The 6723-nt window shown below is 59.4% G+C and carries 7 protein-coding genes; 1 reads left to right on the top strand and 6 read right to left on the bottom strand.

Features of this window, described 5'->3' with window-relative positions:
• Positions 1-294, bottom strand: a 294-nt coding sequence (locus H585_RS22590) for a transposase (protein ID WP_081678661.1), incomplete at its 3' end; no start/stop codon positions are given.
• 194 nt (positions 295-488) lie between these two features.
• Between H585_RS22590 and H585_RS0113385 the strand changes: the two genes are divergently transcribed.
• Positions 489-3035, top strand: coding sequence for an ATP-binding protein (locus tag H585_RS0113385; protein ID WP_027368187.1), 2547 nt, complete (start codon positions 489-491; stop codon positions 3033-3035).
• Between the two features lie 106 nt (positions 3036-3141).
• Here the strand turns inward: H585_RS0113385 and H585_RS0113380 are convergent, their stop codons facing one another.
• The 5 genes from H585_RS0113380 to H585_RS23710 all read right to left on the bottom strand — a co-directional run bounded on the left by H585_RS0113380 (position 3142) and on the right by H585_RS23710 (position 6717).
• Positions 3142-3942: an amidohydrolase family protein gene (locus tag H585_RS0113380; RefSeq protein WP_027368186.1), complete on the bottom strand. Its 801-nt coding sequence runs from the start codon at positions 3940-3942 to the stop codon at positions 3142-3144.
• A 402-nt stretch (positions 3943-4344) separates the two neighbouring features.
• A complete protein-coding gene (locus H585_RS0113375; RefSeq protein WP_014260812.1) occupies positions 4345-4761 on the bottom strand; it encodes an acyl-CoA thioesterase in 417 nt (138 codons plus the stop codon).
• A gap of 80 nt (positions 4762-4841) precedes the next feature.
• Complete coding sequence (locus H585_RS0113370) at positions 4842-6041, bottom strand: cofactor-independent phosphoglycerate mutase (protein ID WP_027368185.1); 1200 nt, start codon at positions 6039-6041, stop codon at positions 4842-4844.
• Positions 6042-6140: 99 nt separating this feature from the next.
• A complete protein-coding gene (locus tag H585_RS22585; protein ID WP_005984025.1) occupies positions 6141-6314 on the bottom strand; it encodes a DUF1328 domain-containing protein in 174 nt (57 codons plus the stop codon).
• A 238-nt stretch (positions 6315-6552) separates the two neighbouring features.
• Positions 6553-6717, bottom strand: a complete 165-nt coding sequence (locus tag H585_RS23710) for a hypothetical protein (RefSeq protein WP_244432552.1) — start codon at positions 6715-6717, stop codon at positions 6553-6555.
• Positions 6718-6723: the final 6 nt, after the last annotated feature.

Genomic DNA, 6723 nt, shown 5'->3' with positions numbered 1-6723 from the left:
CACTTTGACGCTTGTGCTGTCCAGGGATGCCGTAGTGACTTTGATTGAGATCATCTGCTCTTCCTGGAGCCGCGTAAATATTCTATCTAGAACACCGCTTTTGCTCCAACGGTTCATGCGAGTATATATGGAATGCCAGTTTCCAAAGTGCTTAGGCAATCCGCGCCACTTGCAACCTTGTTCTAGAACATACAAAATGGCGTTAATAACTTGCAGGTTATCTAGAGAGACATTGCCCCGCTGCCGAGGGAAGCTATCCGCGATGCGTTGATACTGCTCTCTGGTTATTTGCATACCAACAAGCTAGCCAGAGATTAGACAATGACAAGTAGAGTTAACAGGCCCTAGACGAAAGCCGTCGCTGGTCTATGAAATCTATTTTGCAGCCAGCGGCCCCAAGGACGACCATTTCCTTTTTGGCCCGGTCCATGGCATTTGGTATGGAGCCGGGTATCGAATAGGCATCGTCCAACAAGGGGGACGGACGCATGGGCTGGCAGCATGCGACGAAACACGGATCTGGTCTGAAGTCGGACGAGCAGGACGCGCGGCGCGAGCCTGACGGGCACGACTCTCGCTCGTCGGATATATACATCGAAGAGGCACTGCGTCGCATGCGGATTCTCACCCGTATCGGGGGCGAGATGCTCGCTGGAAACAGCATGAGCGAAGTCATGCAGCATATCGTGGACGGAGCCCTGGAAGTTACTTCCGGCTCCGCGGCCATGGCGGCTCTGGTAGGGCCGGATCTGACCTTCCACGTCATGGCTGTGTCGGGTCGGGTTCCACCGTGTTGGGCTCCGGGTCGGGAGTTCTCGCCTGCGGAAGAATGCCTGTGCCGAAAGCTTATTCAGGAGCCAACGGTTGTGGAATTGGGCGATGGGAGCGAAGCCGGCCTGCAATGCGCCTGCGGTTACGGATTGGGCAGCAATCTCATAGGCACGAGCTTGTGGTCTGCCGCTGAGGGCAGCCGAGGCGTCTTGCTGGTGACCGACAGGCGATGCAAAGGAGATGTGCTGGATAGCATGTTTGTGGAGAGCATGGCAGGGCTTGCGACTCTGGGGCTCAGGCATATCGACCTGCGTGCCGAGGCGGAGCGCCGCTTCTCCGAGTTGGAGGCGGTCCGGGGCGCGGTCGAGCGGGAGAGCGCCGGCAGGCTGATAGCCGAACGGGCCTTCCAGCAGGTTCAACAGGAATACAAAACGCTGATGGACAGCGCCTCGGACCTCATTCTCGTCCACGACCGCGACCTGCGTATCCGCTACGTCAACCCAGTGGTGGAAAGTCTGGCAGGCCAACCACCGGAGCACTACTTGGGCCAGGGCATCGAGGTGATCATACCTGAGCGCGAAGTCGCCGGGGTGTTCAATAGCCACCTGCGGCAGGTTCTGCTGAGCGGTAAGGACTCGTCCATATCCTTTCAGCTGGATTCCGTCCGTCACAAGCGGCACATGCAGGCGCGACTCACTCCGGTACAGGATGCGGCGGGTTCCATGGGTTCGGTGTTGGCCGTGGTGCGCGACATTACCCGCTTCAAGCGCCTGGAGGACAGGCTGCGCCAGGCCAAGAGAGAGGCCGAAGAATCCAACCGGGCCAAGAGCGAGTTCCTGGCCAACATGAGCCATGAGATACGCACTCCGCTCAATGCCGTGCTGGGACTTGCCGAGCGACTTTCGTTCATCACGGAACCGCGCGAAAGAGACGAGTACGTGCGCATGATCAAGCATTCCGCCCATGCCCTGCTGGCCATCATAGATGATATCCTGGATCTGTCCAAGATCGAGGCGGGCAAGTTGGATGTCTATGAGCAGGAATTCGAATTGGCCGCGCTCCTGGAGAAAGCGGTCAGTCCTTATCGCTATCAGGCCCAGGAGAAGGGTCTGGAACTGGTTGTGAGTATAGGCAGCGAAGTCCCGGCCTGGATGCTTGCGGATCCTGACAAGCTCAGTCAGGTTCTGACCAATCTCGTCTCCAATGCCATCAAGTTCACCGAGGAGGGCAGTGTGGAGATTTCGGTCACGAACGACAACCGCGATAGTAGAGATATGGGGCTTCTTGTCTGCGTGCATGATACGGGCCTGGGCATACCCTGGGACATGCAGGCCAGGTTGTTCAAGAGCTTTAGTCAACTCGACAGTTCGTACTCCAAGAGCTTTGGAGGTACGGGGCTGGGGTTGGCCATATCTAAACGCCTCGTGGAGATGCTCGGAGGTAGGATTTGGGTCGAGAGCATGCCGGGCAAAGGCAGTTCCTTCTCGTTCACATTGCCCATAGCCAGCGTCAGCAAACCGGCCCAGCCGGCTCCATCCACCTCGTCGCCCGTGAGACTCAAGGACCGGCAGTCCCTGAGTCTGCTGCTGGCCGAGGACAACCGCATCAACCAATTCTTCCTTAAGGATTATTTCGAAGCCATGGGCCACTCCGTGGACATTGCCGAAAATGGAAGGATCGTGTTGGAGAAGCTCAGGAGTAAGCCCTACGATCTGATCCTAATGGATATCCAAATGCCGCACATGGATGGGTTGGAGGCCACGCGCATCATTCGCTCGTCCAACGACGAGCCTTGGGCGGATATCCCTATTGTGGCCTTAACGGCGTACGCCCTGAGCCAGGATCGGAGCAAGGCGATGGAGGCGGGCATGGACGCCTATGTTCTCAAGCCCATCAACTTCGAGGAGCTGGAGCGCGAGATCGTCCATGCCCTGGGCACGCGCGGGGGGCGTTCCCGGAATCAGGTCGCTCGGCCGCCCCAGCCGCCGGTTCCGGACCGTAGCGAAGTCATCAAGCGCATGTTCCTGGCGGAAGTACCTCAACGTCTGGACGCACTACGTGTCCATAAAGAAGCCCACGACCTCAAAGGTCTATCGGACGAGGCCCACGGGCTGCGTAACGGTGCACACTTCGCCGGGGCCAAATCCATTTATGCGCTGGCCACGGAGCTGGAAAACTCGGCGCGTCAAGGACGCAAGCAGCGGGCTCTGGAGACGGCCGAGCACCTTTTCGTCGCACTTGAGGAATACCTGCGCAAGAGCTGACGCGCATCGCGGAGGTCAGTGCTCTTCTCCAACCAACTTGGGCTAGCCTTGAATATTGAGGCTGGCCTTGCCAATCCGCCATTCCGCCTGGGTCGAACGATCAACCTTACTGTGCGCTGACATCCGCAAAGAGCCGTTCGGCATTCTCCAGCAGGTCCGTCAGGCGGCTGTCCGACAGTCGCAGGCGGCGGCGCACAAGTTCCATCTCCTCGCCTGGGTCTGCCAAGGGATAATCGCTGCCGAAGAGCAGCCGCTCGAACGGGTGGCGGCTTAGTATAGCTTGAAGTTGCTCAGGGCTCATGAAGGGCAGGGCGCTTGATGTATCCATATAGACGTCGGAACCCGCCAGGTGTTCGATGGCCCAATCCCAGTGCAGATAGCCTCCGAAGTGAGCGGCGATGATGGTCGGTCCGGGGAATTCGCGCCGGATGCGCGCGAGCTTGAGCGGGCAGGTTGGATTTTTCTCGGGCGGCAGGCGATCGCCCACATGGAACATGAGCACGAAATCGCTGCCAGCGGCTTCCAGCACGCGATAGAAGCGCGGATCGTCCAGGAAGAAACCTTGGAAATCGGCATGGAATTTGAGCCCGCGGATGCCGGCTTGGCGCAGCCGGTCCAGTTCGGGTTCCATGTCCGGGAAATCCGGGTGCATAGTGCCGAAGGCCTCGATCTCGGGATGGTTGCGCGCGAGATCCAGAGCCCAGTTGTTGGCAGGGATGACCTGTGATGGCGCCGTGGCTGCGGTATGCACAGCCACCCTGGCGATGCCTGCGGCGCGCTCGCGGGCCAGGAGATCCTCGACCAGGCCGTTGCCTCGAGCATGGATATCGTAATGTCCCTGAAGTTGGTTGATCGTCTTGGCCGCAATCTTGGGATGGAAGGCGTGGGCGTGGATGTCCATGCTCATGGCCGCCCTCCCGTGGTAAAGAACATGGCTATGTGCATATTTATCTTTTCCATTTCAGCTACTTGCATGGGTTGCGCACATGCGTGCGGAATATAAAAAGAACATGTATGGCAAGGATGATCATGAGAGGCTCGTTTATGAACATGACGTTTTTAAGGTGTTACGACTCAGTAGCTTATGCAACCTGGTGATATGCGGAAAAGAGTCTGCTGGCCGACAGATTGTAATCCGGCGGCGCAGAGCGCTTTCAACTAGAGCAGATTGCTTTTAATACGCCCGCTCCGGCGTTGACGGCGCAAGTGAATTGCGCCTACGCCGTAGCTAGCGGCAAGCCATGCCGTCGCATGGCTTGCAGAGCATTTTCAAAAGCAAAATGCTCTAAGTGCGGAGTGGAGGCGCTGGTTAGGTGCCGAACATGGCCTTGAGCCAGTCGGGTACGCGCACGGGCTTACCCTCCGGCGTGACGCAAGCGTGTTCAGTTTCGCCGCGGGCCAGCAGGGTGGAGGAGTCGGGCGGTCCGTAGACCTCGTAGACGAAGGTGATGGACGCGCGTCCCCAATCCCTGATGCCGCAACGCACTCCCACGGGTTCGTCGTAGCGAGCGGGACGCAGGTAGCGGCAGGTGGCATTGCGTACGGGCAGCATGAGTCCGCGCGCTTCCACCTCGGAGTAGCTCATGCCGCGTTCGCGGATGAACTGGCTGCGGGCGCGTTCGAACCAGTGGAAGAATTCGCCGTAGTAGGCCACGCGCATGGCATCGGTCTCGCCATAGGAGACGTGAAAGCGGTAAGTCGTCTCAGGTTGTGGAAAGGATTCCATTTTCGGGCTCCTGTGCGGGTCGGCTTCGGCGGGTGAAAGTACGTCAAAACCCGCAGGCTGGCAAACCTGCGGGCTTTCGACTACGCTCCTCGACCAGTCTTCGCAAGGACCCAAGGCAGCAGTTCGTGTCCCTTTGAGACACGCACGCCTTGCGCGGCAGAAAGCTCGTTGAACTCTCCCACACCTGATGGCTCGGAACAGCCGGGCCAGTTGAGCAGGAAGGGAACCGGGTCGGCATGATGGGTCTTGAGGGCGATGGGCGTCAGGTGGTCGCAGGTCACCAGGAAGGCAGCGGGCTCGCCGACGAGTGCCTCACGCAAGGGGCCGACTATCAGCCGGTCGAAACGGTTGATGGCTTCCACCTTGCAGTCGATGTCGCCTCCATGGCCGCATTCGTCAGGTCCTTCCAGATGCACGAACACGAAATCGCCGTGGCTGAGGAAATCGAGGGCCGCGCGAACCTTGCCCGCGTAGTTCGTATCTAGAAGGCCAGTTACGCCGGGCACGTCCAGCACCTCCATGTCAGCGGCCCGGCCAAGGCCTTTGATCAAATCCACGGCCGAGATGACCGCGCCTTTCAGGCCGTGGGCCTTCTCGAACGAGGGCAGGCGCAGGGGACGGCCCTGTCCCCAGGGCCAGATGGCGTTGGCTTTGGTATTGTTGTCCGCATCTTCGGCCAGCCAGTGCGAGGCGCGCATGACCAGCTCATTGAGTGGAGGATTGGCCTTGTACGATTCCATGGAGGCGGCGATGGATTTGTCGGTTATGTCGTGGGGGGGCTGCACGTGGATTCCGGCTTCGTCGCTGCCCGCCGCGCCTTTCTGCACCAGCAGATGGCGGTACTGCACGCCGGGATGGAACGTGAAGCGCGGGCTGCCGAAGCGCATCTGCAGGCCACGGAGGAGCGGCATGGCCTTTTCGGTGGTGATGTGGCCCGCTGAGTAGTCGCGCATGAAGCCGTTTACCGACAATTCGCTGACCGTGACGAGATTGCAACGCCAGACCAGGTCGTTGTCGGCCAACTCCAAGCCTTGGGCCGCGGCCTCGATGGGGCCCCGGCCCGTGTGATGGTTGGCGGGGTTGAAGCCCAGCAGAGCCATGTTGGCCACGTCCGAGCCGGGAGGCATGCCCGCCGGCACCGTGCGGCAAGTGCCGACGATTCCCTGCTTGGCCAGGGCGTCCATGTGCGGGGTGACGGCTGCCTGCAGGGGCGTGCGCGCATTGAGTTCGTCCAAGGGCCAGTCACCCATGCCGTCAGCGATCAGGAACAGATATTTCATGCCTTACCCGCGCCTCCATCAACAAGTTCGTGCGGAAACGCGGGATCATACGGACTTGCGCCCCGGCTCGCAAGCGTGGGCATGCGGCTTGGCGCAGGCCTAATAAACAGCCATGGCGGCCAAGACGATGAAGAGAATGGCCAGCAAAAGCATGATGACGAACAGGACAACCAAGAACTTGGCCACGCCCTTGCTGAATCTGGCCGCGCCGGTGAAGCCGAAGAATCCGAAGACGATGGACAAGATGAAGAAGATAAGCGCCCATTTGAGCATGCTGCACCTCCTGCCTAAGGATAGCAGAGATACGCAGCCACGCCCAGGTTGGAATGAGTATTACCCGCTCCAGCGTTTCTCATGCCAAGTTGATCAAGCAGCCCAAGCTCCGATCTGTCAGGACGCTACTGCATCCTAATATAGGAAACTCGGATTAAAGGTGATTGCCTGGCTCCATGACTTTAGCGAAAGCTTTCTGGAGGAGGGCGCTAGTATGGGTGGCGGTTTCCTGTCCGAGTTAGAGGAAAACCCGCGTTTCCTGCTCCTCGCCGCACTCGGCGGCCATTGACCGCAAGCGTTCCAGAAAGCCCGAGGTATCCACCGTGATGGCCTCCTGGGGACAGCAGCACGCGCAGGCCTTGCATAGAATGCAAGTCTCGTCAGGCGAGGGCGGAGAAGCCATGCGTCT

Source organism: Desulfocurvibacter africanus subsp. africanus DSM 2603 (assembly GCF_000422545.1).
Lineage (GTDB): Bacteria > Desulfobacterota > Desulfovibrionia > Desulfovibrionales > Desulfovibrionaceae > Desulfocurvibacter > Desulfocurvibacter africanus.
The sequence above is the reverse complement of the archived record's forward strand: the minus strand, read 5'-3'. Positions and strand labels throughout refer to the sequence as shown.

Coding starts and splice junctions, on each gene's coding strand:
- H585_RS0113375 (WP_014260812.1), bottom strand. CDS start 4,761: ATGGAATCCTTTCCACAACCTGAGACGACTTACCGCTTTCACGTCTCC.
- H585_RS0113370 (WP_027368185.1), bottom strand. CDS start 6,041: ATGAAATATCTGTTCCTGATCGCTGACGGCATGGGTGACTGGCCCTTG.
- H585_RS0113385 (WP_027368187.1), top strand. CDS start 489: ATGGGCTGGCAGCATGCGACGAAACACGGATCTGGTCTGAAGTCGGAC.
- H585_RS22585 (WP_005984025.1), bottom strand. CDS start 6,314: ATGCTCAAATGGGCGCTTATCTTCTTCATCTTGTCCATCGTCTTCGGA.
- H585_RS23710 (WP_244432552.1), bottom strand. CDS start 6,717: ATGGCTTCTCCGCCCTCGCCTGACGAGACTTGCATTCTATGCAAGGCC.
- H585_RS0113380 (WP_027368186.1), bottom strand. CDS start 3,942: ATGAGCATGGACATCCACGCCCACGCCTTCCATCCCAAGATTGCGGCC.